The 26,836-nt window shown below is 70.0% G+C and carries 19 protein-coding genes and 1 tRNA gene; 13 read left to right on the forward strand and 7 right to left on the reverse strand.

What is annotated here, in order from left to right; genetic code table 11:
• The first annotated feature begins 361 nt into the window (after nt 1-361).
• The 8 genes from map to E5843_RS05755 all read left to right on the forward strand — a co-directional run bounded on the left by map (nt 362) and on the right by E5843_RS05755 (nt 10,966).
• On the forward strand, nt 362-1,141 hold the full coding sequence (gene map, locus E5843_RS05720) for a type I methionyl aminopeptidase (protein ID WP_136412081.1): 780 nt from the start codon (nt 362-364) through the stop codon (nt 1,139-1,141).
• 91 nt (nt 1,142-1,232) lie between these two features.
• Nucleotides 1,233-3,845: a [protein-PII] uridylyltransferase gene (glnD, locus tag E5843_RS05725; RefSeq protein WP_244240867.1), complete on the forward strand. Its 2,613-nt coding sequence runs from the start codon at nt 1,233-1,235 to the stop codon at nt 3,843-3,845.
• A gap of 41 nt (nt 3,846-3,886) precedes the next feature.
• Nucleotides 3,887-4,753 carry a 2,3,4,5-tetrahydropyridine-2,6-dicarboxylate N-succinyltransferase gene (gene dapD / locus E5843_RS05730; protein WP_136412082.1) on the forward strand — a complete coding sequence of 289 codons (867 nt, stop codon included), beginning with the start codon at nt 3,887-3,889 and terminating at the stop codon, nt 4,751-4,753.
• Between the two features lie 2 nt (nt 4,754-4,755).
• The gene (locus E5843_RS05735) at nt 4,756-5,112 is read left to right on the forward strand and encodes a Spx/MgsR family RNA polymerase-binding regulatory protein (protein ID WP_134673105.1); all 357 of its coding nucleotides are present in this window, start codon (nt 4,756-4,758) and stop codon (nt 5,110-5,112) included.
• 16 nt (nt 5,113-5,128) lie between these two features.
• A complete protein-coding gene (gene dapE, locus E5843_RS05740) occupies nt 5,129-6,271 on the forward strand; it encodes a succinyl-diaminopimelate desuccinylase (RefSeq protein ID WP_141065767.1) in 1,143 nt (380 codons plus the stop codon).
• 585 nt (nt 6,272-6,856) lie between these two features.
• Complete coding sequence (gene asnB / locus E5843_RS05745) at nt 6,857-8,575, forward strand: asparagine synthase B (protein WP_136412084.1); 1,719 nt, start codon at nt 6,857-6,859, stop codon at nt 8,573-8,575.
• Between the two features lie 155 nt (nt 8,576-8,730).
• On the forward strand, nt 8,731-9,939 hold the full coding sequence (fabV, locus tag E5843_RS05750) for an enoyl-ACP reductase FabV (protein ID WP_136412085.1): 1,209 nt from the start codon (nt 8,731-8,733) through the stop codon (nt 9,937-9,939).
• Between the two features lie 427 nt (nt 9,940-10,366).
• The gene (locus E5843_RS05755) at nt 10,367-10,966 is read left to right on the forward strand and encodes a nitroreductase family protein (RefSeq protein ID WP_136412086.1); all 600 of its coding nucleotides are present in this window, start codon (nt 10,367-10,369) and stop codon (nt 10,964-10,966) included.
• A 223-nt stretch (nt 10,967-11,189) separates the two neighbouring features.
• On the opposite strand, the gene E5843_RS05760 is transcribed toward E5843_RS05755, so the two are convergent.
• Nucleotides 11,190-13,754, reverse strand: a complete 2,565-nt coding sequence (locus tag E5843_RS05760; protein ID WP_141065768.1) for a penicillin acylase family protein — start codon at nt 13,752-13,754, stop codon at nt 11,190-11,192.
• A gap of 167 nt (nt 13,755-13,921) precedes the next feature.
• Here E5843_RS05760 and bfr point away from each other — a divergent pair, with 167 nt between their 5' ends.
• A complete protein-coding gene (gene bfr / locus E5843_RS05765) occupies nt 13,922-14,419 on the forward strand; it encodes a bacterioferritin (protein WP_134673111.1) in 498 nt (165 codons plus the stop codon).
• A 332-nt stretch (nt 14,420-14,751) separates the two neighbouring features.
• Here bfr and parC read toward each other — a convergent pair whose 3' ends face one another.
• Complete coding sequence (gene parC / locus E5843_RS05770; protein ID WP_141065769.1) at nt 14,752-16,995, reverse strand: DNA topoisomerase IV subunit A; 2,244 nt, start codon at nt 16,993-16,995, stop codon at nt 14,752-14,754.
• 127 nt (nt 16,996-17,122) lie between these two features.
• Here parC and E5843_RS05775 point away from each other — a divergent pair, with 127 nt between their 5' ends.
• A complete protein-coding gene (locus tag E5843_RS05775) occupies nt 17,123-17,887 on the forward strand; it encodes a Crp/Fnr family transcriptional regulator (RefSeq protein ID WP_141065770.1) in 765 nt (254 codons plus the stop codon).
• Between the two features lie 31 nt (nt 17,888-17,918).
• On the opposite strand, the gene cydC is transcribed toward E5843_RS05775, so the two are convergent.
• The 3 genes from cydC to E5843_RS05790 all read right to left on the reverse strand — a co-directional run bounded on the left by cydC (nt 17,919) and on the right by E5843_RS05790 (nt 21,627).
• Nucleotides 17,919-19,601 carry a thiol reductant ABC exporter subunit CydC gene (gene cydC / locus E5843_RS05780; RefSeq protein WP_141065771.1) on the reverse strand — a complete coding sequence of 561 codons (1,683 nt, stop codon included), beginning with the start codon at nt 19,599-19,601 and terminating at the stop codon, nt 17,919-17,921.
• Nucleotides 19,598-21,331: a thiol reductant ABC exporter subunit CydD gene (gene cydD / locus E5843_RS05785; RefSeq protein WP_136412090.1), complete on the reverse strand. Its 1,734-nt coding sequence runs from the start codon at nt 21,329-21,331 to the stop codon at nt 19,598-19,600. The genes cydC and cydD overlap by 4 nt, the downstream gene beginning before the upstream one ends.
• A gap of 211 nt (nt 21,332-21,542) precedes the next feature.
• A tRNA-Leu gene (locus E5843_RS05790) sits at nt 21,543-21,627 on the reverse strand.
• Nucleotides 21,628-21,728: 101 nt separating this feature from the next.
• Here E5843_RS05790 and rnr point away from each other — a divergent pair.
• The 3 genes from rnr to sugE all read left to right on the forward strand — a co-directional run bounded on the left by rnr (nt 21,729) and on the right by sugE (nt 25,526).
• On the forward strand, nt 21,729-24,182 hold the full coding sequence (rnr, locus tag E5843_RS05795) for a ribonuclease R (RefSeq protein WP_141065772.1): 2,454 nt from the start codon (nt 21,729-21,731) through the stop codon (nt 24,180-24,182).
• Between the two features lie 152 nt (nt 24,183-24,334).
• Complete coding sequence (gene rlmB / locus E5843_RS05800; RefSeq protein ID WP_141065773.1) at nt 24,335-25,084, forward strand: 23S rRNA (guanosine(2251)-2'-O)-methyltransferase RlmB; 750 nt, start codon at nt 24,335-24,337, stop codon at nt 25,082-25,084.
• 124 nt (nt 25,085-25,208) lie between these two features.
• Nucleotides 25,209-25,526 (forward strand): quaternary ammonium compound efflux SMR transporter SugE, encoded by a 318-nt coding sequence (gene sugE, locus E5843_RS05805; RefSeq protein WP_136412092.1) that lies wholly within the window; start codon nt 25,209-25,211, stop codon nt 25,524-25,526.
• A 45-nt stretch (nt 25,527-25,571) separates the two neighbouring features.
• Here the strand turns inward: sugE and rnt are convergent, their stop codons facing one another.
• Both rnt and yeiP read right to left on the reverse strand, forming a co-directional pair.
• On the reverse strand, nt 25,572-26,237 hold the full coding sequence (gene rnt / locus E5843_RS05810) for a ribonuclease T (RefSeq protein WP_136412093.1): 666 nt from the start codon (nt 26,235-26,237) through the stop codon (nt 25,572-25,574).
• Between the two features lie 14 nt (nt 26,238-26,251).
• On the reverse strand, nt 26,252-26,818 hold the full coding sequence (yeiP, locus tag E5843_RS05815) for an elongation factor P-like protein YeiP (RefSeq protein WP_136412094.1): 567 nt from the start codon (nt 26,816-26,818) through the stop codon (nt 26,252-26,254).
• Nucleotides 26,819-26,836 lie beyond the last annotated feature (18 nt).

Genomic DNA, 26,836 nt, shown 5'->3' on the forward strand with positions numbered 1-26,836 from the left:
CCAGTGATGGAACCGCCGCCCGGCATTGGTGGGCGGGCGCAGGGCCTAGGCCATGCGCGATGGTTCCGGGGTTGGTCCTCCCCGCCGCCTCCGTGACCGACGACATGCGGACCGGGGCCTGGGCTCCGGCGGCACGCGCACCCCGGCACGGGGGATTGCAGCGGGTGTGTATTTGCCGGTGACGTCCGGCATCGACGGACCGGCCCATGCGGGCGCGGTCAGCCGGCGATGATACGCCCGCGACCGGACCCGGGCAAGTTGGGCCGTGGCTGCGCGCCGCGGGGGCGGTGGGCGGGGGATACCGCCGGGAGGCCCGTCGCGGTTAGCGGCAGTCGGCGGCGTGATCGGGGATAATGGCGCGATGGCCATCAACCTGAAGACTCCCCAAGACATCGAGAAGATGCGCGAGGCCGGCCGCCTGGCCGCCGAAGTGCTGCACGTGGTCGCGCCGTACGTGAAACCCGGGGTGACCACCGAGGAACTGGACCGCATCTGCCACGACCACATCGTGCAGGTGCAGGGCGCCACGCCGGCGAACGTCGGCTACCGCGGCTACCCGCGCGCCACCTGCATCTCCGCCAACAACGTCATCTGCCACGGCATCCCGGGCGACAAGGTGCTCAAGGGCGGCGACATCATCAATATCGATGTCACCGTGATCAAGGACGGCTGGCACGGCGACACCAGCCGCATGTACTACGTCGGCACGCCCTCGGTGATGGCCCGCCGGCTGGTCGAGGTGACCCGGCAGGCGCTGTTCGAGGGCATCCGCGTGGTGCGTCCGGGTGCCACGCTCGGTGACGTCGGCCACGCCATCCAGCAGTACGCCGAGTCTGAGCGCTTCAGTGTGGTGCGCGAGTACTGCGGGCACGGCATCGGCAAGGTCTACCACGACGAGCCGCAGGTGCTGCATTACGGCCGTCCGGGCGAGGGCCTGGTGCTGGAGGAGGGCATGACCTTCACCATCGAGCCGATGATCAACGAAGGTGCGCGGCATACCCGCGTGCTGCCCGACGGCTGGACCGTGGTGACCAAGGACCGCAAGCTCTCGGCGCAGTGGGAGCACACCGTGGCGGTGACCCGCGACGGCGTCGACATCCTGACCCGCGTGCCCGGCGACGACAACGACGCCTGGCTGTAAGGGCGATGCGCACCAGCGCCGGCAGCTGCACGCACCCGTCGCCAACGACGACATGGTGGTCGATGGATGGCCGGTGCGGATGATGGCCTCCATGCCGCCGCCTGCGCAGGCCACGCCAGGCCACGATTCCGCCGCCGACACCGCCTGGGCCGCCGAGGCCCGCGCGGCGCTCGCCGACCATGATGCCCAGCTCGCCGCGCGTTTCGACCACGGCGAGGATGTCGACCGCCTGCTCGCCGCGCGAGCGACCGCCGTCGACGGCTGGGTGCGCCAGGCGTGGGCGCGCTGCGTGCCGGCCGACGCGCCGTTGGCCCTGTTCGCGGTCGGCGGTTACGGCCGCGGCGAACTGTTCCCGCATTCGGACATCGACGTGCTGGCGCTGGCGGGCGAGGGTGCCGGCGCGCCGCATGCCGACGCACTGGGCCGCCTGTTCGCGCTGCTGTGGGATGCCGGCCTGAAGGTGGGCCATGCGGTGCGCACGCCCGACGAGTGCACCCGCGAGGCCGATGCCGACCTGACCGTGCAGACCAACCTGCAGGACGCGCGCCCGCTGCTGGCCAGCCAGCAGGACGTGCGGGCGCTGGCGGAGGCGATGGCCGCGGAGCGGACCGGCTGGACCGCGCAGCGCTACTTCGATGGCAAGCGCGAGGAGCAGATGCGGCGCCACGCACGCTTCGGCGACACCGCCGACAACCTCGAGCCCAACCTCAAGGATGGCCCCGGCGGGCTGCGCGACATCCATACGCTGCGCTGGATGGCCCGTGCGGTGTTCGGCGTGCACGGCTTCGAGCAGCTGATCGCGCTCGGCCAGCTCGGCGTCGACGAACTGGCGACCCTCGAGCGCGAGCGGCAGGCGCTGTCGCGGCTGCGCTTCGGCCTGCACCTGGTGGCAGGCAAGGCCGAGGAGCGCCTGCGCTTCGACCACCAGAAGGCGCTGGCAGCGCGGCTCGACCACGTCGAGGAAGCCGACAACGCGCTGGTCGAGCAGATGATGCAGGGCTTCTACCGCAGTGCGGCGGTGGTGCTGCGCATCAACGACCGCCTGCTGCAGCGCTTCGAGGAACATATCGAGGGCGAAGGCGAACTGGTGGACCTCGATGCCGGTTTCGTATCGCGTCGTGGCTACCTGTCCACGCGCGACGAGGTATGGCCGCGCGCCGATATCGGCCAGGTGTTCGACCTGTTCGCGGCGTGGGCCGCGCAGCCGGGAATGCGCGGGCTGCACTCGCAGACCGCGCGCGCCCTGGCCGAATCGCTGCATGCACTGCCGTCATGGCGCGATGCCGCGGCGCACGAGCGCCAGCGCTTCCTCGACCTGCTGCGCGGGCCGATGCCGGTGCGCACGCTCGAGCGCATGGCGCGCCTGGGCGTGCTCGGCACCTGGATCCCGGAGTTCGCCCGCGTCACCGGACGCATGCAGTTCGACCTGTTCCACGTCTACACGGTGGACCAGCACACGCTGGCGGTGCTGCGCAACATCGCGAGCTTTGCCGACGAGGCCGCGGATCCGCGTTTCTCCAGCGCGCACGAGGTCTGGCCGGTACTGCGCAAGCCCGAACTGCTGCTGCTGGCCGGTCTGTTCCACGACATCGCCAAGGGCCGCGGCGGCGACCACTCCGAACTCGGCGCGGTGGACGCGCGCGGGTTCTGCGAAGGCCACGGCCTGCCGGAAGCCGATACCGCCCTCGTCGAATGGCTGGTGCGCCAGCATCTGCTGATGTCGACGGTGGCGCAGAAGCACGACATCTCCGATCCGGCGGTGATCCACCGCTTCGCCACCGAAGTCGCCGACCGTGAGCGGCTGGATTACCTGTACCTGCTGACCTGTGCCGATATCGCCGGCACGTCGCCACGCCTGTGGAATGCGTGGAAGGACCGCCTGCTGACCGACCTGCGCACCGCCACCCGGCTCGCGCTGCGGCGCGGGCTCGAGCACCCGGTGGCGGCTGCCCAGCGCATTGCCGAAACCCGCGAGCAGGCGCGTGGCCTGCTGGCCGCCCGCGGCGTCGACGCCGCCGACGCCGATGCCCTGTTTGCGCGGATGCCGGAAGAGGCCTTCCTGCGCGGCCGGCCGGACCAGGTCGCGTGGCAGGCGCTGTCGCTGCGCGATGTCGCCACGGGCGAGACCGTGGTGCGCGTGCGCCGGCTTGCCGACGGCGTGCAGGCATTGGAGGTATTCGTGCATTCGCCCGATCGCGATGGCCTGTTCACCGCGATTGCGATCACCCTGGACCGCAGCGGGCTGGCGATCCAGCAGGCGCGTGCGCTGGATGGGCCTGCGGCCACCATCTTCGACGTCTTCCAGGTGCTGCCGTCCGATCCACGCCATATGCCCGATCCGCTGGTGATCGAACGCAAGCTCGCCAGCGTGCTCGCGGGTTCGCTGGACGTGCATCCGGCGCGCCGCACCCAGCCGCGGCATCTGCGGCATTTCCGCGTGGTGCCGCAGATCGGTTTCGACGACAGCGCCGACGGCCGCCACACCGTCTTCAGCCTGGTCGCCACCGATCGCCCCGGCCTGCTGGCCGACGTCGCCCATGTGCTGCGCAGCCAGCGCATGCGCGTGCACGATGCACGCATCGCCACCTTCGGCGAACGGGTCGAGGACGTGTTCCGGCTGAGCGACCACCATAACAACCCGCTTGGGGAGCCGGCGCGCGACGCACTGCGCGAGGCCCTGCTGGCGACCCTGGATGCCGGCTGAGCGAACCCCGGCGCCTCCCACCACACCCGTATGGATTCCACATGACCCTGCCCACGTTCAACACCGACCCCACCGCCGTGGCGGTCCTGCACACCACCATCGACAGCGCGTTCGAGCGCCGCGGCACGCTGACCCCGGAAGAAGTGGACGGCGCCGTGCGCCCCGCCGTCGAACAGACCCTGGTCGGGCTGGAAACCGGTGAGCTGCGCGTGGCCGAGCCCGACGGACGTGGCGGCTGGACGGTCAACGAGTGGGTGAAGAAAGCGGTGCTGCTGTACTTCCGCATCAACGAGATGGCGATGGTGGAAGCGGATCCGGCGCCGTACTGGGACAAGGTCGAGGCGCGTTTCGCCGACTACGACGAGAGCATGTTCCGCGAGGCCGGCGTGCGCGTGGTGCCGGGCGCGTACGTGCGCCGCGGCAGCCATGTCGGCCGCGACGTGGTGCTGATGCCGAGCTTCGTCAACATCGGCGCGCACGTGGGCGAGGGCACGATGGTCGATACCTGGGCCACCGTCGGTTCCTGTGCGCAGGTCGGAAGGCACTGCCATATCTCCGGCGGCGCCGGCATCGGCGGCGTGCTGGAGCCGCTGCAGGCCTCGCCGACGATCGTCGAGGACCACTGCTTCATCGGCGCGCGCTCGGAAGTGGTCGAGGGCGTGGTCGTCGGCCATCACAGCGTGATCGGCATGGGCGTGTTCCTCGGCCAGTCCACGCGCATCTACAACCGCGCCACCCGTGAGATCAGCTATGGCTACGTGCCGCCGGGCAGCGTCGTCGTTGCCGGCTCGCTGCCGGCCGAGGACGGCAGCCATTCGCTGTATTGCGCGGTGATCGTCAAGCAGGTCGACGAGCGCACCCGTGCCAAGACCAGCGTCAACGAGCTGCTGCGCGGACTGGCGGGCTGAGCATGACCACGCTGTACGGCCTGAAGAACTGCGATACCTGCAAGAAGGCCCGCAAGTGGCTGGACCGCTTCGGCATCGCCCATACGTTCGTCGACTACCGCGATACACCGCAGCCGCCCGACGTGCTGGCCGGCTGGGCGCAGCAGGCTGGCGGCTGGGACGCGCTGATCAACCGGTCCTCGACCACCTGGCGCACGCTGCCCGCCAACCGCAAGGGGCCGGGCAGCGATGCCGAATGGAAGCTGCTGCTGCGCGAATACCCGCAACTGATCCGCCGCCCGGTGGTGGTCACCGACGACGGCGTGGTGACGCAGGGCTTCACCGACAACGGCTTCAAGAAGCGCTTCGGCATCGCCTGAGCCACGGGAACGCGCAATGTCCGATGTCGTCGAACTCACCTGCGAACTGATTGCCCGTCCCTCGGTCACGCCGGATGACGCCGGCTGCCAGGCCATGCTGGCCGAACACCTGTCGCGTGCCGGTTTCGCCTGCGAGCACCTGCGCTTCGGCGCGGTCGACAACCTGTGGGCGACGCATGGCCGCGGTGGGCCGGTGCTGGTGCTGCTGGGCCATACCGACGTGGTGCCGCCGGGCCCGCGCGAGGCATGGGCGAGCGATCCGTTCGTGCCGGAGATCCGCGATGGCCTGCTGTACGGGCGTGGCGCCGCCGACATGAAAAGCGGCGTCGCCGGCTTCGTGGTCGCGGCCGAGCGCTTCGTTGCCGCGCATCCCGATCATCCGGGCACGCTCGCGCTGCTGCTGACCTCCGACGAGGAGGGCGATGCCATCGATGGGGTGCGCCGTGTCGCCGAGCACTTCCGCCAGGACGGGCAGCGCATCGACTGGTGCATCACCGGCGAGCCGTCGTCAACCGCGGTGCTGGGCGACCTGTTGCGGGTGGGTCGGCGCGGCTCGCTGTCGGCCACGCTCGCGGTGCGTGGCGTGCAGGGGCATGTGGCGTATCCGCAACTCGCGCGCAATCCCGTGCATGAAGCGCTGCCGCTGCTCGCCGAACTCACGGCACGGTTGTGGGATGACGGCTACGAGAGCTTTCCGCCGACCAGCCTGCAGGTCAGCAATATCCATGCGGGCACAGGCGCGACCAACGTGGTGCCGGGCACGCTCGAGGTGCAGTTCAACCTGCGCTTCAACCCGCACTGGACCGCCGACCGGCTGATCAGCGAGATCGAATCGATGTGCGTGCGCCATGGGCTGGACCATCAGCTCTCCTGGCACCGCAGCGGCGAGCCGTTCCATACCCCCGAAGGCCCGCTGCGCGCAGCGGCCCGCGAGGTGCTTGCCGCGTTCGCTGGCGCCGCGCCGGAGGAAAGCACCGGCGGCGGCACCTCGGATGCGCGCTTCATCGCGCCGCTGGGTGCGCAGTGCATCGAGATCGGCCCGGTCAACGCCAGCATCCACAAGGTCGACGAGCACGTGCGGGTGGCGGACCTCGAAGCGCTGCCGGGGCTGTACCTGGCGATCATCGAGCGTCTGCTGCGGGCGGGCATTGCCGCCTGAAGGCGCAACGGGGACGGTACCGGGCGGGTCGCGGTGGAGGCGCCCGATGGCACCCAGGTGGCCCGCCGCGGCCACAGGGGGATGCCCAGCCGGATATCTCCGCGTCCTGCTCCCACATCCGGCCGCCGGCCATCCATGGCCGGCTCTGGACATCCCCCTGCGTCCGCGGCGGGCCCCGACCTGTCGTCGCGTCGGCACGAAGATCAAAACCGAAGTCAGGAACGAGCTTGGTCGGTTGCGGGCGACGCTGGCAGCAAAGCGCTGCCACCCGAGGACCCAGATGTTGATCTTCGTGCCGAAGCTGACGACTGCCTGAGCCCGTCGCGTGCACCGGGGGGTGTGCGGACAGCCGGCCATGGATGGCCGGCGGCCGGCCGTGGTAGCTGGACGCGGACTTCGGCCGGGGAAGCACACCCCCCGGTGCGCGCGACGGGCAGCGCGGAACACGACGGAGCGCCTCGCGGGCGCACATAGGCATCGGGTTGCGAGCGTCCGGGAGAACGAAACCGTCCATCGGCCGCAACACCAATGGCCTGCATCCCCGCCCGATTGCGTTGCTTCCAACCTGAGGCGGGGGACTTCCATATGTGCTCGATCTTCGGCGTGTTCGACCTGCAACCCGGCGACGACCTCGCCAGCCTGCGCCGGGAGGCGCTGGAATGCTCCCAGCGACAGCGCCATCGCGGCCCGGACTGGAGCGGCGTGCACGTCGATCCGGGTGCGATCCTCGTCCATGAACGACTGGCCATCGTCGACCCCGCCGGTGGTGCGCAGCCGCTGCGCTCGGAGGACGGCGCGTTGGTCCTTGCCGTCAATGGCGAGATCTACAACCACCAGGCACTGCGCGCCGCCCTAAGCGAGCCCTATGCGTTCCAGACCGGTTCCGATTGCGAGGTCATCAACGCCCTCTACCGCGAAGAGGCGCCGGAGGTCTTCCTCGAGCGCCTCAACGGCATCTTCGCCTTCGCGCTCTGGGACCGCGCCGCCGGCCGGGTGCTGATCGCGCGCGATCCCATTGGCGTGGTGCCGCTGTACTGGGGCCACGACCGCGAAGGCCGGCTGCGCGTGGCCTCCGAGATGAAGGCGCTTGCGGAAAGCTGCGCCGATGTCGCCCAGTTCCCACCCGGGCACTGGTACGACAGCGCCACCGGTGCGCTGACCCGCTACTACCGCACTGGCTGGCGTGACTACGACGCCGTCGAAGGCAACGCGGTCTCGCCCACCGAACTGCGCGAGGCCTTCGAGGCCGCAGTGCACCGGCAGCTGATGACCGACGTGCCCTATGGAGTGCTGCTGTCGGGTGGCCTGGACTCATCGCTGGTGGCTGCAGTGGCCGCGCGCTACGCCCGCCACCGCGTCGAGGACGGCGACCGCAGCGAGGCGTGGTGGCCGCGGCTGCACTCGTTCGCGATCGGCCTGAAGGGTTCGCCCGACCTTGCAGCAGCGGAGATCGCCGCGCGCGCGCTCGGCACCGTCCACCACGGCTTCGAGTACAGCTTCGAGGAAGGCCTGGATGCACTGCCGGAAGTGATCCGCCATATCGAGACCTACGACGTCACCACCATCCGCGCGTCCACGCCGATGTTCCTGCTCGCGCGGCGGATCAAGGCGATGGGGGTGAAGATGGTGCTGTCGGGCGAGGGCAGCGACGAGGTCTTCGGCGGATATCTCTATTTCCACAAGGCGCCGAACGCGCGCGAGTTCCACGAGGAACTGGTGCGCAAGCTGGATGCGCTCAACAACTACGACTGCCTGCGGGCCAACAAGTCGATGATGGCCTGGGGCGTGGAGCCACGGGTGCCGTTCCTGGACCGCGAGTTCCTCGACGTCGCGATGCGGATGGATGCGCGGCACAAGATGATCGACAAGGGCTCGGCGGGGCCGCAGCGGATGGAAAAGGGCGTGCTGCGGCAGGCATTCGAAGGCTGGCTGCCCGCAGAGATCCTGTGGCGGCAGAAGGAGCAGTTCAGCGATGGCGTCGGCTATGGCTGGATCGACGGGCTCAAGGCCTACGCGGGCACCCAGGTCAGCGACCGCGAGCTCGCCGCGGCCGCACGGCGCTTCCCGCACAACCCGCCGCAGACGAAGGAGGCCTACTGGTATCGCTGCCTGTTCGAACGGCATTTCCCGGGCGCCGCGGCAGCTGAGACCGTGCCCGGCGGCAAGTCGATCGCGTGTTCGTCGCCGGCTGCGATCGCATGGGATGCCTCGTTCGCCAACGCCGCCGATCCCTCCGGCCGCGCGGTCGCGGGCGTGCACAACGATGCGGTGATCGCGGAGCCGGCACCTGCAGCGGTGGCCTGAGCACGCCCTCGCGGAGCCGCGTCCGGCGCATCCGTCGCACCGGCAACGCGTGGTTTTCCTCGGCGCCACGTATCGCACCATCGACCCGCGTACGGACGGTCGCCAACGGCGGCGCAGTAAACTTGCCCGTCCGTCCGACTGGCAACGAGTAACCCGTGATCATCCATCCCAAGGTCCGCGGCTTCATCTGCACCACCACCCATCCGACCGGCTGCGCGCTCAACGTGCGCGACCAGATCGCGGCGACGAAGGCGCAGGGGGTGCGCAACGACGGCCCGAAGAAGGTGCTGGTGATCGGCGCGTCGAGTGGCTACGGCCTGGCCGCACGGATCAGCGCTGCGTTCGGCTTCGGTGCGGACACTCTCGGCGTGTTCTTCGAAAAGCCGGGCACCGAGAAGAAGCCCGGCACCGCCGGCTGGTACAACGCCGCCGCGTTCGACCGCGAGGCCAAGGCCGCCGGCCTGTACAGCCGCTCGATCAACGGCGATGCGTTCTCCGATGCCGCACGCGACAAGGTGATCGAGCTGATCCGCGACGAGATGGGCGGGCAGGTCGACCTCGTCGTCTATTCGCTGGCGTCACCGGTGCGCAAGCTGCCCGATACCGGCGAGGTCAAGCGTTCCGCGCTCAAGCCCATCGGTGAGGCCTACACCTCGACCGCCATCGACACCAACAGGGATCAGGTGATCGAAGCCACGATCGAGCCTGCCAGCGAGCAGGAGATCGAGGACACCGTCGCGGTGATGGGCGGGCAGGACTGGCAGCTGTGGATCGACGCGCTGGATGCCGCCGGCGTGCTCGCCAATGGCGCGAAGACGGTGGCCTTCAGCTATATCGGCACCGAGATCACCTGGCCGATCTACTGGCACGGTGCGCTCGGCCGCGCCAAGGTCGACCTCGATGCGACTGCCCGCCGCCTGGATGCGAAGCTCGCCGCGAAGGGCGGCGGCGCGGCGAACGTCGCGGTGCTGAAGTCGGTGGTCACCCAGGCCAGCGCGGCGATCCCGGTGCTGCCGCTGTACATCGCCATCGTCTTCAAGGTGATGAAGGAGAAGGGCCTGCACGAGGGCACCATCGAGCAGCTCGACCGCCTGTTCCGCGAGCGCATGTACCGCGCCGACGGCCAGCCGGGCGCGGTCGACGACGAGCACCGCTTCCGCCTCGACGACTGGGAACTGCGCGACGACGTGCAGGCGCAGTGCCAGGCCGTGTGGCCACAGGTGCGCACCGAGAACCTGTTCGAGCTGACCGATTACGCCAGCTACAAGCACGAGTTCCTCAAGCTGTTCGGCTTCGAGCGCGACGATGTCGACTACGACGCCGAGGTGGATCCGGTTGCCGATTTCGACGTGATCGAACTCTGACAGCCCGACGTCGCCGATCGGAAAGGTCGGTGCGCGTGCTGGAGCAGGCGCGCCCGCCGTGAACGGCGCGACATGCGCCCTGATGCCCGATCGCGGCGTGCAGCGGTCACGGCCTTCGCCCGCAAGGCCATGGTTTTCCGACGTCAGCGCCTGTTAGCCGCCGCGACCCTTCTCCCGCCTGCGGAGACAGATGGACTGGATTGCGATCCGAACGGCGTAGCCGCCCGAGGGTCAGCGCCATGGATGGCGCGAATCCAGGTGTCCGAAGGTCGGACAAGGACGTATGCGACGGCCGCCCACCTCGGTCATTCCACTCTTCGCGCCATCTCCCCGGCGCCGATGAAACGATTCATCCCGGAGATCGTTCTGTTTTTGGCGTGAAACGCCAATAGGCTTCTCTTATCCATCCACTGATGAGCAGTTGCCCATGTCCCAGACCTTTCTCGATGCCATCCGTCGCCGCCGCAGCCAGTACGCGCTGGGGCCGGAGCTTCCCCTGTCGCGTGACGAAACCACCGCGCTGATCCAGGAAGCGATCCGCCAGGCGCCGTCCTCGTTCAACTCGCAGAGCTCGCGTGCGGTGATCCTGTATGGCGACGAGAGCCAGCGGTTCTGGGAGATCGTCCGCGAGGCGCTGCGCAGGATCGTGCCGGCTGATGCCTTCGCCGCCACGGGGCAGAAGATCGACAGCTTCGCCGCCGGCGCCGGCACCGCTCTGTTCTACGAGGACCAGGAGGTGGTGAAGGGGCTGCAGGAACAGTTCCCGCTGTACGCCGACAACTTCCCGGTGTGGTCCGAGCATGGCAGCGGCATCGCCCAGTTCGCGGTGTGGACCGCGCTGGCCAACGCGGGCATCGGCGCCAGCCTGCAGCACTACAACCCGCTGCCCGACGAGGCCGCCGCCGAGGCCTGGAGCCTGCCGGCCAGCTGGAAGCTGCGCGCGCAGATGCCGTTCGGCGCCAATGCGGGCGAGATCGGCGAGAAGACCTTCATCGACGACAGCACCCGATTCCGCGTCTTCGGCTGAATGGTGCCGGCGCCGGCCTGTCCCGGCCCGGGCACGACCGGCGCGGCCCGGGCGCGTGGCAGGACATCGCGGCAAGCGTGCTCCACGGCGCCGCGCCTTGGTGGTGCCCCTCACGACGATGTGCCAGGCCACGCCCGCCACGCACGCTGACCTTGCTGCCACGTCTGGGAATGCGCACTGGCCGACAGGCGACGCCTGTTGTGCCAAGTGGCGCGTGCCGGCGTCAGTCGCCCCTGATTCCCTCCGGCAACAACTGCAACCGGTGACGCGTCTCGCCAGGCAGGAACGGCGAGGCGCGGCCGTGCACCCAGTCGTCGTGGCCGGCGCCCCAGAACGGCGATAGCGGATGCCCGCTCTGGCCGCCCGGCATATGGGCAATGCCATCGGCTTCGTGGCCCGGCGCCACCACCATGCGCTGCGAGGCGCCGAATCCCGGCCCTTGCACGCGCGGCATCATGCTGTCGCCGGGCAGCGGCTCGCCCGGCATGCACAGCAGGCGGCGACCAAGCAACGGGATCGCACCGGCCAGCGGATGACAGATCGCGGCGGTGTTGCGTTCGCCCCAGGTGCGTTCGCGCAACGGCCCGGCCGCAGCGAGCTCGTCGCGCACTTCGATCGCAGCGTCCTCGAACAACGCCGCCCAGCCGTCGCGTGCATCGTCACAGTCGCTGTCCTCCGGTGCTCGCGTTGCACAGCTGTAACGGCGTGGGAGCAGATGTGCCGGCCGGCGGGTGACCAGTGGCCAGGCGACGCCTTCCAGATGCGGTAGCGACGGCAAGGCGAAATCGTCGCCGAGCGCTGCCAGTGCGGGTGCGCCCAGGCCGTCGGCCACGCGCGCGTGCACCGCCAGCCGCCAGGCACGCACGATGCGATAGGCGGCCGACTCGACATCGGCATGGCCACTCCAGCGATCCGCGGCCTCCGCCAGCGCGAGCAGGGCCGGTGTCGTGGTGGCCGTGTCGCGTGGCGCCGCGGATGCGCCTGCGCCGCCCCCTGCGTGGCCGGCGAGCGTGCGCAGCAGTTCCCACCAGCGTGTCATCAGCAGCGCGCGGTCGTCGAGCTGGATCGCCAGCAGGTCGTGCTCGTCGAAGCGTTCGCGCGCGGCGAGTGCGTCGCGGATCTGCTTCGCGCGTGCGCCGAGGGTGGCGCCGCCATCGCCGATCCGGCGGAAATCCTCGCCATCGACGATGCGGTTGTTGGCGGTCCACAACCGGTCGGCGGTGGGCGAACGCAGCAGGGGCGAGGTGTCGGTGGCGATCGCCCAGGGCGCGCAGGCCGTGTCGCCGGTTTCCGGACCGGACGCAATGGAGATCCGGGCGCCATCGCAGCCGGCCGCGCGCTGCGGCAGCGGGCCGAGCAGGCGCCAGGCGATCGCGCCATGGCGATCGCCGGCAACGAGATTCTGCGTGGGCGTGGCGGCGCGGTTGGCGAGCTGCAGCAGATGGTCGAGATTGCGTGCACGCACGAAGTCGGCGAGCCCGAAGTCCAGCGAGCCGGGCAGGTGGGCCACCCAGCGCAGCGCCAGTGCGCGGCCGTCGTCTTCGCGGTGGAGGATCGGGCCCCATGTTGTCTCGTCGACCGCCACCGTGACGGTTTCGCCGCCGGCGACGGCGATACGTTCCTCATGGCGGATGTACGCAGTGCAGTCCGCGGTCGTCGCCGGGCCGGGCGTGGCGCAGGGCCGCACCCGCTGCCAGTCCAGGAAGTCGCCATAGCTGTTGGTGAAACCCCAGGCCACATGGCCGGTGCTGCCGACGATCACCGCAGGCAGGCCGGGCAGGGTGAAGCCGGTGACGTCGACCTGCCCACCGGGTGCAGCCGCGTCGGGATAACGCAGGCGCACGCGGAACCAGATGTTCGGTGCGCGCAGGCCCAGGTGCATGTCGTCGGCCACCAGGGCGCGACCGTCCGCGGTCAGCCGCCCGGACACCGCGAAGCTGTTGCTGCCCGGCATGAGATCGGTCGCCGCAGGCGACCCACCAACGGCTCTCTCCCGCATCTCCCTCAACGATCCGATCAACCGCTGCGGTGGCGCCACCGGGGTATCCAGCGGAGGCGCCGGCAGCGTACGCAGGTCGACGGTTCCAGCATCGGGCAGCGGCGCATCGCCCCGCACACTGCCGGACAGCGGCGCATCCCAGCTGCTGCCGGCATGGGTGAGCAGCGCATACAGGGGTGGCGGCAACTCTTCGCGCAGCCGCGCCAGCGCCAGCTCGCGCGCGTTGCCCGCGTCCTGCAGGTCGAAATACATCGCATAGCCGGTCAGCACCGAATCGGCCGCAGTCCATGGCTGCGGACTCTGGCGCAGCAGCAGGTAAGGCCATGGACGCACGCGCAGCGCATCACGGCCGGCGTTGACGCCAGCGACATAGGCCTGCAGTGGTGCCTCGCGACCGGTAGCGATCGTGGGCAGCCGCGCCTCGACGCGCGCTCGCACGCGGTGCATCCGGTTGGCGCGGTCGACGTCCAGGGCCCGCGCGCCGAACAGCGCCGAGAGCTCGCCCGCCGGCACCCGACGCATCAGGTCCATCTCGAAATAGCGCTCCTGTGCGTGCACCCAGCCGAGTGCGCGCATCGCATCGGCCTCGCTGCGGGCGTCGATGGTCACCATTCCGAGCGCGTCGCGGCTGACCGACACCGGAGCAGCCAGGCCCGCGAGGCCGGATTCGCCATCCAGCCGCGGCACGCTGCCACGCAGCAGCAGCCACGTGGCCGGGCCGACCAGCAACAGGATGGCGATCAGCAACAGCACGCCCGCACGAAGCGTTCGCCGGATTCCAGGCCGCATGGAACTTCCCCTTGTCGAAGGTTCGATTCTAGGAGTAGCCCCGCGACGAAGCAGCCAGCCGACCCTGCGCGACACGCGAATGCGACTCGGACGGATTCTCATCCGATCGCGTTCGCGCACAAGCCGGCATACTCCGGCCGTCCAGCTGTCCGTCGAGAGGTCGTGTCATGAAGGGTCACCCCGAAGTCATCGAATACCTGAAGGAACTGCTGCGTGGCGAACTGGCCGCGCGCGACCAGTACTTCCTGCATTCGCGCCGCTACGAGGACCTTGGCCTCCACGACCTCTACCAGCGGATCAACCACGAGATGGAAGAGGAGACCCAGCATGCCGATGCGCTGCTGCGGCGGATCCTGTTCCTCGAGGGCAATCCCGACATGCGCCCGCATGCGTTCGAGCCGGGGCGCACGGTGGAGGAGATGCTGCGGCGCGACCTCGACCTCGAATACAAGGTGCGCGGCGACCTCGCCCGCGGCATCGCGTTGTGCGAACAGCACCAGGATTACGTGAGCCGGGAAGTGCTGGTGACCCAGCTTGCCGACACCGAGGAAGACCACACCTACTGGCTGGAACAGCAGCTGCGTCTGATCGGGATGATCGGCCTGGAGAACTACCTGCAGAGCAGGATGGGCGAGGCCAGCGGGACCGACGCTGGCGCGCACTAGGGAGAAGCTGGACTTCCGTAATCCCCGCGAAGGCGGGGATCCATGGACGTCAATCAGCTCGATTCCAGTGGCCATGGACCCCCGCCTTCGCGGGGGTGACGATCCGGGTCGCCCTGCCCTGCATGTTCCTGGAGCGTCGATCCGGTATTCGACCGTTGCATCACTCGACGCCGAGCGCGTCCACCTTCTGCCGCGCCGGGACGAAGCGGACGTGCGACGCAACCGACCGCGTCGCCACGCGTTGTGTTACTCGACGCTGAGCCCGTCCACCTTCTGCCGCGCCGGGACGAAGCGGACGTGCGACGCAACCGGCCGCGTCGCCACGCGTTGCGTTATTCGACGCTGAGCCCGTCCACCTTCTGCCACCCGCGCGGCAGCAACCCGCCGCGGCTCGCGCGCACGCCGAGATAGCTCTCCAGGTCCCTCCACGACAGCGACATCGTGCGTGCTCCGGATTTCACCTGCAGCGTCTGTCCGCTACCGACCACGACCACTGCAACCACGCGCTCGGTGCCGCGCTTGGCCTTGGGGATCTCGATGATCTTGTTGCCCTTGCCGCGTTCGAGCTCGGGCAGTTCGCTGACCGGGAACGCCAGCAGGTGGCCGGCGCTGGTCACCGCGACGATGCGGTCGTCGGTGCCACCGGGAAGCTGGGCGGGCTGCAGCACCTGCGCGCCTTCCGCCAGCGACAGCATCGCCTTGCCCGCCTTCTGGCGGCCGACCAGGTTCTCGAAGCGGGTCACGAAGCCGTGGCCCTGCGACGAGGCCAGCACGAAGCGTGCGTCCGGCTCGCCGCTGGCCAGCGCCGCGAACGACGCCCCCGGTGCCGGCGAGAAGCGGCCGGTCAGCGGTTCGCCATTGCCACGTGCCGACGGCAGGCTGTGGGCGATCGTCGAGTAGCTGCGGCCATTGGAATCCAGGAACACCACGGCCTGCGTGCTGCGGCCGCGTACAGCCGCCAGCAACTGGTCGCCATCGCGATAGGACAGGCCAGCCGGATCGACGTCATGGCCCTTGGCCGCACGCACCCAGCCCTTGGCGCTGAGCGCGATGGTCACCGGCTCGCTCGGCACCAGGTCGGTCTCGGCCAGTGCCTGCGCCGCGCCGCGCGCCACCAGCGGCGAACGCCGTGCATCGCCGTACTTCTTCGCGTCCGCCAGCAGTTCGTCCTTGACCAGCTTCTTCAGCTTCGCATTCGAGCCGAGCGTCGCGGTGATCCGGTCGCGCTCGGTGGCGAGCTCGTCCTGCTCCCCACGGATCTTCATTTCCTCCAGTCGCGCCAGCTGGCGCAGGCGGGTCTCGAGGATGTAGTCGGCCTGGTCCTCCGACAGGCCGAAGCGCGCGATCAGCGCCGGCTTCGGCTCGTCCTCGCTGCGGATGATCCGGATCACCTCGTCGAGGTTGAGGAACGCCACCAGCAGGCCTTCCAGCAGGTGCAGGCGGCGCTCGACCTTCTCCAGCCGGTGCTGCAGGCGGCGGGTCACGGTGGCGAAGCGGAACTCCAGCCATTCCGACAGCAGCATCTTCAGGTTCTTCACTTGCGGACGGCCGTCGAGCCCGATGACGTTGAAGTTGCCGCGGTAGCTGCGCTCGAGGTCGGTGGTGGCGAACAGATGGCCCATCAGCTGTTCGGCGTCGACGCGGTTGGAGCGCGGCACCATCACGATGCGGGTCGGGTTGGCGTGGTCGGACTCGTCGCGGATGTCCTCCAGCCACGGCAGCTTCTTCGCGCGCATCTGCGCGGCGATCTGCTCGATCACCTTGCTCGGCGACACCTGGTGCGGCAGCGCCGTCACCACGATGTTGTGCGCCTCGCGGGTCCACGTCGCGCGCGCGCGGATTGCGCCGCTGCCGGTCTCGTACAGCGTGAGCAGGTCGGCGGCCGGGGTGATGATCTCGGCGGTGGTCGGGTAGTCCGGGCCGCGCACGTGCTCGCAGAGGTCGCGCACGCTGGCGTCCGGGTCCTCCAGCAGGCGCACGCAGGCGCTGACCACCTCGTTGAGGTTGTGCGGCGGCACGTCGGTGGCCATGCCGACCGCGATGCCGGTCGTGCCGTTGAGCAGCAGGTGCGGCAGGCGTGCCGGCAGCCACGAGGGCTCCTCCAGGGTGCCGTCGAAGTTCGGCGTCCAGTCGACCGTGCCGTGGCCCAGTTCGCCCAGCAGCATCTCGGCGATCGGGGTCATCTTGGATTCGGTGTAGCGCATCGCGGCGAACGACTTCGGGTCGTCGCTGGAGCCGAAGTTGCCCTGGCCGTCGATCAGCGGATAGCGGTACGAGAACGGCTGTGCCATCAGCACCATCGCCTCGTAGCAGGCGCTGTCGCCGTGCGGGTGGTACTTGCCGATCACGTCGCCGACGGTGCGCGCGGACTTCTTCGGCTTGGCCGCGGCGCCGAGGCCGAGTTCGCTCATCGCGTAGATGATCCGGCGCTGCACCGGCTTCAGGCCGTCGCCGATGAAGGGCAGGGCGCGGTCCAGCACCACGTACATCGAGTAGTCGAGATAGGCGCGTTCGGCGTACTCGCGCAGCGGGATCTGCTCGAAGCCATGGAAGACGGGACGGACGGTGTCGTTCATCGGGACCGGTACTGCGGGGAAACCGTCGATTCTACCGGCGCGGCCCGTCGCTGCGCCCGGTGCATCGGGGTCGAGTCACCCGGTTCACGCCCGCCCGCTAGAATGGCCGCCCGCGACGGAGTCCACGATGAGCAACCGCGCCAGCCCGCAGGCGCCTCCGCAGGGAGTCCGCGGGCACACCGAAGCGCCGAAGCGCGAGCCTCACGTGGGCTGCGATGGCTGCCTTGCGCGGCACCTGTCGGTATGTGCGTCGCTGCCGCAGGAGGAAACCCGCGACCTGGAAGCGGCCGCCGGCAAGTTGCGGCTCCCCGCGGGTGCCACGCTGGCACGCGAGGGCGCGCCGCGTCGCGAGGTCTACACGGTGACCAGCGGAATGCTGCGCCAGGTGCGCGTGCTCGCCGACGGCCGCCGGCTGGTGGCCGGGTTCCTGCAGGCCGGCGACTTCATCGGGCTGACCGGCTCAACGCTGCACCGGCACACGATCGAGGCGATCAGCGACACCGCGCTGTGCGCGTTTCCGTTGCAGGGCATGCGCGCGCTGTGCGAGCGCCATCCGGAACTCGGCGCCGGCGTGCTCGACCATGCCTTCCATGCGCTGGATGCCAGCGAGACCAACCAGATGGCACTGGCACGGATGACGCCGCTCGAACGCCTGGCAGGCTTCCTGCTCGACATGGCCAGGCGCCAGCACCAGCGTGGTGGCGAGGAAGATCGTGTCGAGTTGCCGATGACGCGCGCCGACATCGGCGACCATCTCGGGCTGACGGTGGAAACCGTCAGCCGCAGCTTCACCCGGCTGCGCCGCGAGGAATTCGTGCACTTCGACGATCCGCACCATATCGAACTGCGCGCGCCCGACAGGCTGCGTGCGCTGGTCCAGTCGACGGGTTGAGATAACGGCGTCGACGCGAAGGCCTGCAGGGTCAGGCGTCGCGCGTGTCTTCCTGCAACCGGCCGTCCCGCAAGCGGTAGCGCCTGTGCACGACCCCGTCGGGCAGCGAGTCATGGCTGATCATCAGCACGCTGCGGCCTTCGGCGAGGCGGGCCACGTCGTGCAGCAGCGCGTGCGCGGTGTCCACGTCCAGGCCCTCGGTCGGTTCGTCGAGCAGCAGCACCGGTGCATCGCGCAACAGCGCACGCGCCAGCGCCAGCCGCCGTGCCTGGCCGCCGGAGAGGCTGCTGCCGCTCTCACCGATCCAGCCGTCGAGGCCGCCGCGCAACCCGCGCACCGCCTCGCCGAGGCGCACGGCCTCCAGCGCCTGCCACATCCGCGCATCGTCGGCCGCGGCATCGCCCATCGCGAGGTTGTCGCGCACGCTGCCGGCGAACACCGGTGCGTCCTGCGGCAGCCATGCCAGCCGCTGGTGCCAGTCGGCGGGGTCGGCATCGCGCAGGTCCACGCCACCGAAGGAGATGCTGCCGCCATCGGGATCGCGCAGGCGCAGCAGCAGCGCCATCAGCGAGGACTTGCCCGCGCCGCTGTCACCGGCAACGGCCACGCGTTCGCCAGCGCGCAGCTCGAAGTCGATGCCGTCGAGCACCGCGCGCGGCGCCGCGCCGCCCCAGTCGAAGCGCACGCCCGACAGTTGCAGCGTGCCCTGCGCCGGCAGCGCGACCGGTCGTGCCGGCGCAACGACCGGCGTCGTGCGCATGGCGATGTCGTCCAGGCGCCGCAACGAAGCACGTGCCGCGCGCAGCGCCTGCCAGGCCTGGCCGACCCCGGCCGCCACCTCGAACAGGGCGACGCCGGCGAACAGCACGGCCGCGGCGGCCGCCGTGCCGATCTCGCCGGCGTGGTGTGCGACCAGCAGCAGCCACAGCAATGCCGGCAGCGTGAGCGCCACCGCCAGCGCATGCACCAGCCCCGACCACGACAGCCGGCGTTGCAGGCGTGATTCACGTGCGGCCAGCCCGTCGGCGGCGGTATCGACCCGCGCGAGCTGCCCAGCCGCTGCATCCAGCGCGATCAGGTCGGCAGCCCCTTCGATGCCTTCCTGCATCGCCTGCCGCAGCGTGGCGCGGGCAGCTGCGCGATCGTGCTCGGCGTTGCGCGCACCCCAGGCGGTGGTCGCCGGCACGCCCACGCCGATCGCCAGTGCCGCGGCCAGGAGGCACAGCGCGGCCGATGGCAGCACCAGCGCCGTCGCCATGATCACTACCGCCGCGGTGGTGGCCAGCGCCAGCAGCGGGCCGAGCGCGCGGATCAGCAGGCCATCGGCGGTCTCGATGTCGCCGACCAGGCGCGCCAGCAGGTCGCCGAGCCGCTCGCGGCCGAGCCCCAGCGGTGCCTGCGGCAAGGCGCGGGCGAAGAACCACACCCGCAGGTCGCGCGCCAGCCGCAGGGTGACGTCATGGCCGTAGAGCTTTTCCGCATAGCGCGAGACGATGCGCGCGAACGTCAGCGCGCGGATCCCCGCCGACGGCCCGAAGAAGTTGAAGCCCGATGCCAGCCCACCGGCCAGCGCGGCGGCGGTAAGGAAATGCCCGGACAGCGCTAGCAGGCCGGTCCCGGCGGCAACCGTTGCCGCCAGCAGCAGGATCGCCAGCACGATCGGCAACGCGTGGCGGCGGAACACCGCGCGGGCGTTGGCATGAGGTCCGTTCATCGCAGCCCACCCGATGCATCCAGCGTCACCACCCGGCCGGCCGTTGCCAGTGCGGCATCGCTGTGGGTGGCGACGATCAGCGTGCGCCCACGCGCGAACATGGCCAACGCGTCCAGCACCGCGCGCTCGGTGTCGGGGTCGAGGAACGCGGTCGGCTCGTCGAGCAGGGCGAGGGCGGGATTGCGCAGGAACAGCCGCGCCAGTGCGATGCGCCGCGCCTCGCCGCCCGACAGGCCGAAGCCGCGCTCGCCGATCACCGTGTCGAGGCCGTCGGGCAGGCGTGCGGTGAAGCGCATGACCTGCGCGGCTTCGGCGGCGGCATGCAGCGCGGCGTCGTCGGCGTCGGGCCGGGCAATGCGCAGGTTGTCGGCGATGCTGCCGTGGAACAGGTACGGGCGTTGCGGCGCATAGCCGATGCGCGCGTCGTGCGGCGCGATGTCGATCCGGCCTTCGCGCAGCGGCAGCCAGCCGGCGACGGCCTCCAGCAACGTGCTCTTGCCGCTGCCGCTGCCACCCGCCAGGGCCACGAACTCGCCGGGGGCGACGTCCAGGCTGACCGCCGACAACGCATCGCGCGCGGCACCGGCATGGCGCACGCTGATGTGTTGCAGCGAGACCGCGGGTGCTGCGGTGGATGTGTCCGTCACCGCAGGCGTGGATCGAACCGGGCTCTCGGGGTGTCCGGCCAGCGACGGTGCCGGTTCGACGTCGTCCGCCAGCGCGTGCTCGATTTCCTCGAGCGCGGCCAGCGCGCTCGCGCGATCGTGGTAGTGCGCGGCCAGCCGGCGCATCGGTGCGTAGAACTCCGGTGCAAGCAGCAACAGGAACAGACCGGTGCCCAGCGTCAGCGCCGCACCGCCACGCAGGTCCACCATCCCGAGGTAGCTCATGCCCAGGTACAGCGCGATCAGCGCGACACTGACCGAAGCGAAGAACTCGAGCACCGCCGATGAGAGAAAGGCGATCCGCAGCACCTTGAGGCTGCGCTCGCGCAGACCTTCGGCGGCGTCGCCGATGCCCGCGAGTTCCGCCTCGCCGCGGCCATAGACGCGGATCAGGCCGAGCCCGCGCAGGCGATCGGCGAAATGGCCGCCCATGCGCGACAACGCACGCAACTGGCCCTGGCTGGCGGCCTGGGCGCCGCGGCCGACCAGCATCATGAACACCGGCGCGAGCGGCATCGTCACCAGCAGCAGCACGCCGACCACCGGTTCCACCAGGAACGCCACGACCAGATAGGCCAGCGGCACCATCGCGACTTCCAGTCGCGCCAGCAGATAGCCGCCGAAGTAACCGTCGAGCGCATCGACATGGGTGGCGGCGAGTTCGCTCAGGCCACCGCTGCGCTGGCGTCGCAACCATGGTGCACCGCGGCCGAGCAGGCGCCCGGCAAGCGTGCGGCGCAACCCGGCGCGCAGCTCCGTGCTGGCGCGGTCCGCGTTGCGGCGCGCGCCGAGCAGCAGTGCCGCGCGTGCAACGCCCACCGCCACCAGCGCCAGCAGTGCGGGCACCAGCGTGGTCGGTTCCGCGCCTTCGACGAGGCCGCGCTGGACCAGCAGGGCGATCAGCGCCGCCTGTGGCACCAGCAACCAGCCGGCCACCACCGTGCATCCGCCAGCCACGCGCAGCCGTCCGCGCACTGGCGCTGCAAGCGCGTCCAGGCGGCGGATCTGGGCGGTGCGGGATGCGGAGGCTTGCGGCAGCGATTCCGCCGCGTCGGGTGAATCCATGGACTGGGGTTCGACGATGGGAGCGCGGGGCGCGCAGCCATTGTAGCCGCGCGGGCGCAAGCTCCAGCCGCTCGTCGGGTACTGTCCGGCGCCTAGCGGCGCGGCGCCACGGCCGCCGCGGCATCGCAGAAACCGGACAACAAAAAACCCCGCTTTCGGCGGGGTTTCTTCATCACCTCGGTGACCTGTGCAGCGTCCCGACGTTGTTGCTTGGTGCCCAGGAGAGGACTCGAACCTCCACGGTTTTACCCGCTAGTACCTGAAACTAGTGCGTCTACCAATTCCGCCACCTGGGCAGGTGAGGCGCGTATGTTGCGGTGCGGAGCAGGCCTTGTCAACGCTTCGGATGCGTTCGCATCACGCGTCGTGGCGGAAGCCGGCATGTACCATCGCGGCCATGGCAAAGACACCAGGCAAACGCGGCCAGAAGCGCGTCGACAGCACCTCCGCAAAGCGCGGGGGCACACAGAAAACCGGTACGCCGAAGGCCAAGGGCCGCGGCGGCGATGCACTTCCGGGGTGGATGCCGGACACGCTGCGCGACCCGCCGCGCGCCGCGTCGGGCAAGGCGCCGGCCAAAGTCCCCGCGAGCCGCAAGCCCGCCGGCGCACGCAAGCCCTCCGGGTTCCGCGATCCGCAGGCCGAGCGCGAGGCCGGCCGTTACGAGAATCCGATCGTCAGCCGCGAAGCGATCCTGCTGTGGCTGGGCGAAGCCGACGGTCCGCAGACCGCCGATGACCTCGCTGCCCACTTCGCGCTGACCGAGCCGGAGCGCTTCGACGCACTGGGCAAGCGCCTCGGTGCGATGGTGCGCGACGGCCAGCTGCTGCAGAACCGCCGCGGTGGCTTCGTGCCGGTCGCGCGCATGGACCTGATCGCCGGCACGGTGATCGCCAACCCCGACGGCTTCGGTTTCCTGCGCCCCGACGCCGGCGCCGGCGACGACCTGTTCCTGCCGCCGGGGGAGATGCGCAAGGTCATGCATGGCGACCGCGCCATGGCCAGCGTCACCGGCATGGACCGGCGCGGCCGCCGCGAAGGCGCCATCGTCGAGGTGCTGGAGCGCAGGCTCACCCGCCTGATCGGCCGCTACACGGTGGAGTCGGGCATCAGCTACGTCGTGCCGGACGATCGCCGCATCCAGCGCAACGTGCAGGTGCCGCAGGATTCGCGCAATGGCGCCGAACACAGCCAGCTGGTGGTGTGCGAGATCGTCAATGCCGGCGACGCGCGCCGGCCGCCGATCGGCCGCGTGCTGGCGGTGCTGGGCGATGCATTGACGCCATCGCTGGTGGTGGAGGCCGCGATCCACGGCCACGACCTGCCGCACGAGTTCCCGCAGGAGGTCATCGACCAGGCCACCGCGATCCCGCTCGAGGTCGACATCCCCACCGCCAACGCACGCCGCGACCTGCGCCGCCTGCCGCTGGTCACCATCGATGGCGAGGACGCCAAGGATTTCGACGACGCGGTCTGGTGCGAACCCAACCGTGACGGCTTCCGCCTGGTGGTGGCGATCGCCGACGTCTCGCATTACGTGCAGCCGGGCACGCCGCTCGACAACGAGGCGCAGCTGCGCGCCACCAGCGTGTACTTCCCGGGCTTCGTGGTGCCGATGCTGCCGGAGACGCTGTCCAACGGCATCTGCTCGTTGCGCCCGGCGGTGGACCGGTTGTGCTTCGTCTGCGACATGCAGGTGGGTCGCGATGGCACCGTGCACGAATCCGAGTTCTACGAGGCGGTGATGCATTCGCACGCCCGCCTGACCTACACCCAGGTGTGGAACGCGGTCGGCGAGGAGGATGCGGACGCGCAGGCCCAGGTCGGCGCGCAGATGCCGCAGCTGCGCCACCTGCACCAGCTCTACAAGGTGCTGTCGAAGGCGCGCAGCAAGCGCGGCGCGATCGAGTTCGAGACCTCGGAAGTGCGTTTCGTCCTCGACAACCGCGGCGAGGTGGTGCAGGCCGGCATGCTGTTGCGCAACGACGCGCACAAGCTGATCGAGGAATGCATGATCGCGGCCAACGTGGAAGCAGCGAAGGCGCTGCTGGCCTCCGAGGTGCCGGGCATGTACCGCATCCACGACAAGCCGCCAGAGTCCAAGTACGCCGACCTGCTGGAGTTCCTGAAGGAGTTCCAGTTGCGCATGCCGCCGTGGGGCAAGGTGCAGCCGAAGGACTTCACCGCGTTGCTGACCAAGGTGCGCGAGCGCCCGGATGCCGCGCTGCTGGAATCGGTGCTGCTGCGCAGCCAGAGCCTGGCGGTGTATTCGGCCGAGAACATCGGCCATTTCGGCCTGGCGCTGGAGGCCTATTCGCACTTCACCTCGCCGATCCGCCGCTACCCGGACCTGCTGGTCCACCGCGCGATCAAGCATGTGCTGTCGGGCAGGAAGCCGTCGGCGTTCCGCTACGCGACCAGCGACATGGTCGCGCTGGCGCTGCAGTGTTCCGAGCGCGGTCGCCGTGCCGACGAGGCCGAGCGCGAGGTCGACGAGCGTTACCGCGCGGCGTGGATGGAACAGCACGTCGGTGGCGAGTTCTCGGGCGTGATCAGCGGGGTGACCAGCTTCGGCCTGTTCGTTGAACTCGACCAGTCCAAGGTCAACGGGCTGATCCACGTCACCCAGCTGCCGCGCGATTTCTACCATTTCGACCCGCTGCGCAAGACGCTGGCTGGCGAGCGCACCGGGCGCGAGTTCCGCCTGGGTGACCGCCTCGAGGTGCGCGTGCTCAAGGCCAGCCTGGAGGAACGCAAGATCGACTTCGGCCTGGTCGAGGAGGCGCGCGGCCCGAAGCCGCCGCCGCCGCGCGGCAAGCCGGCGAAGCGGGCCAAGAAGCCGTACGAGTGACCCTGGCCGACTGAGCCTGGACGGCATCGACCGCTGCGGCACGGCCGCGGCGGTTGTGGTGAACGCGCCGGCCGCCGTCGCGATTTGCGGCGGCACCGGCCGCGTACGCCGTCCGTCTACAATGGGCGCCCCCTCGAACACCGCGGATCGCGATGAGCAAGCAGACTTCCTGGATCGCCGGCATCAACGCCGTCGCGGCGGCCGTCGAGCACGATGCCGGGAACGTCCGTGAAGTGCTGCTGGAGGCGGGGGCGAAGAATCCGCGCATCGCGGAAATCGAATCCGAGGCGCGGCGGCGCGAGATCGACGTGCGCCGGGTCAACCAGCAGGCGCTCGACGGCGTTGCCGGTGGCCTGCGCCACCAGGGTGCGGCCGCCCGCTATGTCGCGGCGAAGACCTGGGACGAACACGACCTTGCCGCCATGGTCGAAGCCGCCGGCGGCAGCGCGCTGGTGCTGGTGCTCGACGGCGTGCAGGACCCGCACAACCTGGGTGCCTGCCTGCGCAGCGCCGCCGCGGCCGGCGCCACCGCGGTGGTGATCCCGAAGGACAAGGCGGTCCAGGTCAACGCCACCGTGCGCAAGACCTCCGCCGGCGCTGCCGACACCGTGCCGGTGGTGCGCGCGACCAACCTCGCCCGCACCCTGCGCGATCTGCAGAAGCAGGGCGTGTGGATCCATGGACTCGCCGGCGACGTGGATGCGTCGCTGTACAGCCTCGACCTGCGCGGCAACGTGGCACTGGTGCTGGGTGGCGAAGCCGATGGGCTGCGCCGGCTTACCCGCGAACACTGCGACAGCCTGGCCCGGATCCCGATGCCGGGTGGGTTCGAGAGTCTCAACGTGTCGGTGGCCACCGGCGTCGCACTGTTCGAGGCCGTGCGCCAGCGCCTGCCCGGCTGAGACTGGTCACCGGCGGGTCATGCCATGCTGACGCCGCTGGCTAGAATGCGGCGATCGAGGACGCGGGGACGACCCCGCCGCTCCAACCGCATCGGGGACGGCCCCGGCCAACCGGAGTGTCCGCATGCACTGGACCATTCTTTTCCTCGCCGGGCTGTTCGAGATCGTCTGGGCGGTCGGGCTCAAGTACACCGAAGGCTTTACCCGGCTGTGGCCGACGGTCGGCACGCTGGTCGCGATGGGGATCAGCTTCGGCCTGCTCGCGCAGGCGATGAAGGCGCTACCCCTGGGCACCGCCTATGCGGTGTGGGTGGGTATCGGCGCGGTGGGCACCGCGCTGGTGGGCATCGTCCTGCTGGGCGAACCGGCGAATCCCGGCCGGCTGGTCAGCATCGGACTGATCGTGGCCGGCGTGATCGGATTGAAACTGGCGACGGCCTGACCGCATGCGCCGGCAGGCGCCGGCAACCGTGGTGGCCGCGTGCGATCAGACGGGAATGGCGGGCGGTGCCGGCGGGAGCGGTGCTGGCCACGCGTTGACAATGGTGCAGAACAGCCGCGCGGTCTGTTCGGCGTCGTACACGGCCGAATGCGCGTCGGCGGCATTCCACTCGAAGCCCGCCGCCTGCACCGCGCGTGCGAGCACGGTCTGGCCGTAGGCCACGCCGGCCAGCGTCACGGTGTCGAACACGCTGAAAGGATGGAACGGGTTGCGCTTGTGCCCGCTGCGCGCCACCGCGGCATTGAGGAAATTCAGGTCGAAGTGCGCGTTGTGGCCGACGAGGATCGCGCGCTGACAGCCGTGTTTCCTGATCGCATTGCGCACCGGCGCGAACACGTGGCTCAGCGCATCGCGCTCGGGCTTGGCCAGGCGGAAAGGGTGGTCGAGATCGATGCCGGTCACCTCCAGCGACTTCGGATCGATCTCGGTGCCCGGGGCCGGCACCAGGTGCGCGCTGGCGGTCTCGCCCAGCACCAGGCGGCCGTCGGCGTCCACGTCCAAGGGCACCGCGGCGATCTCCAGCAGCGCATGGCGGTTCCAGTCGAAACCGCCGGTCTCCACATCCACCACCACCGGCAGGTAACCGCGGAAGCGCCGCGCCAGCAGGCTCGGCGGTGCGGGGACGTCCGGGGTGGTGGGTGCTTCGTTCATGGCGTCGCCGACGTTCAATCGGCGCGACCGGAGAATTCGCCGGTAGTGGTGTTGACCAGCACGCGCTCGCCGTTGGCGATGTATTCCGGCACCTGGATTTCCAGCCCGGTCGACAGCGTCGCCGGCTTCGGGCGCTTGGTCGCGGTGCCGCCCTTGAGTTCCGGCGGGGTGTCGACGATCTCCAGCGTCACCGTCTGCGGCAGCTGCAGGCCTACCGGCTGGTCGTCGATCACCTGCACGAAGCAGCCGCCCAGGCCGTCGGTGATGTAGCCGGCGTCATCGCCGACGACGTCCGCATCGAGCTGGTACGGGGTGTAGTCCTCGTCGTCGAGGAACACGAAGGCGTCGCCATCCTTGTAGGAGAAGCTGGCCTGGCGGCGCAGCAGCTCGACCTCGGGCAGGCTGTCGTCGGCGTCGAAGCTCGCGTCGAGCTTGTTGCCGCCCGGCACGCTGTACATGGTGAAGCGGAAGCGCACGTTGCCGCCGCGCCCCTGCGGGGAGCTGCGCTCGATGTCGCGGACCTGGTACACGCCACCGCTGTATTCGACGACGTTGCCCTTCTTGATGTCGCTGGCTTTCATGGATGCGTTCGGTCGGGA

It is taken from the genome of Luteimonas yindakuii (assembly GCF_004803715.2).
GTDB lineage: Bacteria > Pseudomonadota > Gammaproteobacteria > Xanthomonadales > Xanthomonadaceae > Luteimonas > Luteimonas yindakuii.

What these genes read in the sequence shown, in the direction of transcription:
- E5843_RS05755 (WP_136412086.1), top strand. Translation starts at nt 10,367, where the DNA reads ATGTCCCAGACCTTTCTCGATGCCATCCGTCGCCGCCGCAGCCAGTAC.
- E5843_RS05735 (WP_134673105.1), top strand. Translation starts at nt 4,756, where the DNA reads ATGACCACGCTGTACGGCCTGAAGAACTGCGATACCTGCAAGAAGGCC.
- rnr (WP_141065772.1), top strand. Translation starts at nt 21,729, where the DNA reads ATGGCAAAGACACCAGGCAAACGCGGCCAGAAGCGCGTCGACAGCACC.
- rnt (WP_136412093.1), bottom strand. Translation starts at nt 26,237, where the DNA reads ATGAACGAAGCACCCACCACCCCGGACGTCCCCGCACCGCCGAGCCTG.
- map (WP_136412081.1), top strand. Translation starts at nt 362, where the DNA reads ATGGCCATCAACCTGAAGACTCCCCAAGACATCGAGAAGATGCGCGAG.
- glnD (WP_244240867.1), top strand. Translation starts at nt 1,233, where the DNA reads ATGCCGCCGCCTGCGCAGGCCACGCCAGGCCACGATTCCGCCGCCGAC.
- cydC (WP_141065771.1), bottom strand. Translation starts at nt 19,601, where the DNA reads ATGAACGGACCTCATGCCAACGCCCGCGCGGTGTTCCGCCGCCACGCG.
- dapE (WP_141065767.1), top strand. Translation starts at nt 5,129, where the DNA reads ATGTCCGATGTCGTCGAACTCACCTGCGAACTGATTGCCCGTCCCTCG.
- bfr (WP_134673111.1), top strand. Translation starts at nt 13,922, where the DNA reads ATGAAGGGTCACCCCGAAGTCATCGAATACCTGAAGGAACTGCTGCGT.
- rlmB (WP_141065773.1), top strand. Translation starts at nt 24,335, where the DNA reads ATGAGCAAGCAGACTTCCTGGATCGCCGGCATCAACGCCGTCGCGGCG.
- dapD (WP_136412082.1), top strand. Translation starts at nt 3,887, where the DNA reads ATGACCCTGCCCACGTTCAACACCGACCCCACCGCCGTGGCGGTCCTG.
- cydD (WP_136412090.1), bottom strand. Translation starts at nt 21,331, where the DNA reads ATGGATTCACCCGACGCGGCGGAATCGCTGCCGCAAGCCTCCGCATCC.
- yeiP (WP_136412094.1), bottom strand. Translation starts at nt 26,818, where the DNA reads ATGAAAGCCAGCGACATCAAGAAGGGCAACGTCGTCGAATACAGCGGT.
- E5843_RS05775 (WP_141065770.1), top strand. Translation starts at nt 17,123, where the DNA reads ATGAGCAACCGCGCCAGCCCGCAGGCGCCTCCGCAGGGAGTCCGCGGG.
- asnB (WP_136412084.1), top strand. Translation starts at nt 6,857, where the DNA reads ATGTGCTCGATCTTCGGCGTGTTCGACCTGCAACCCGGCGACGACCTC.
- parC (WP_141065769.1), bottom strand. Translation starts at nt 16,995, where the DNA reads ATGAACGACACCGTCCGTCCCGTCTTCCATGGCTTCGAGCAGATCCCG.
- E5843_RS05760 (WP_141065768.1), bottom strand. Translation starts at nt 13,754, where the DNA reads ATGCGGCCTGGAATCCGGCGAACGCTTCGTGCGGGCGTGCTGTTGCTG.
- sugE (WP_136412092.1), top strand. Translation starts at nt 25,209, where the DNA reads ATGCACTGGACCATTCTTTTCCTCGCCGGGCTGTTCGAGATCGTCTGG.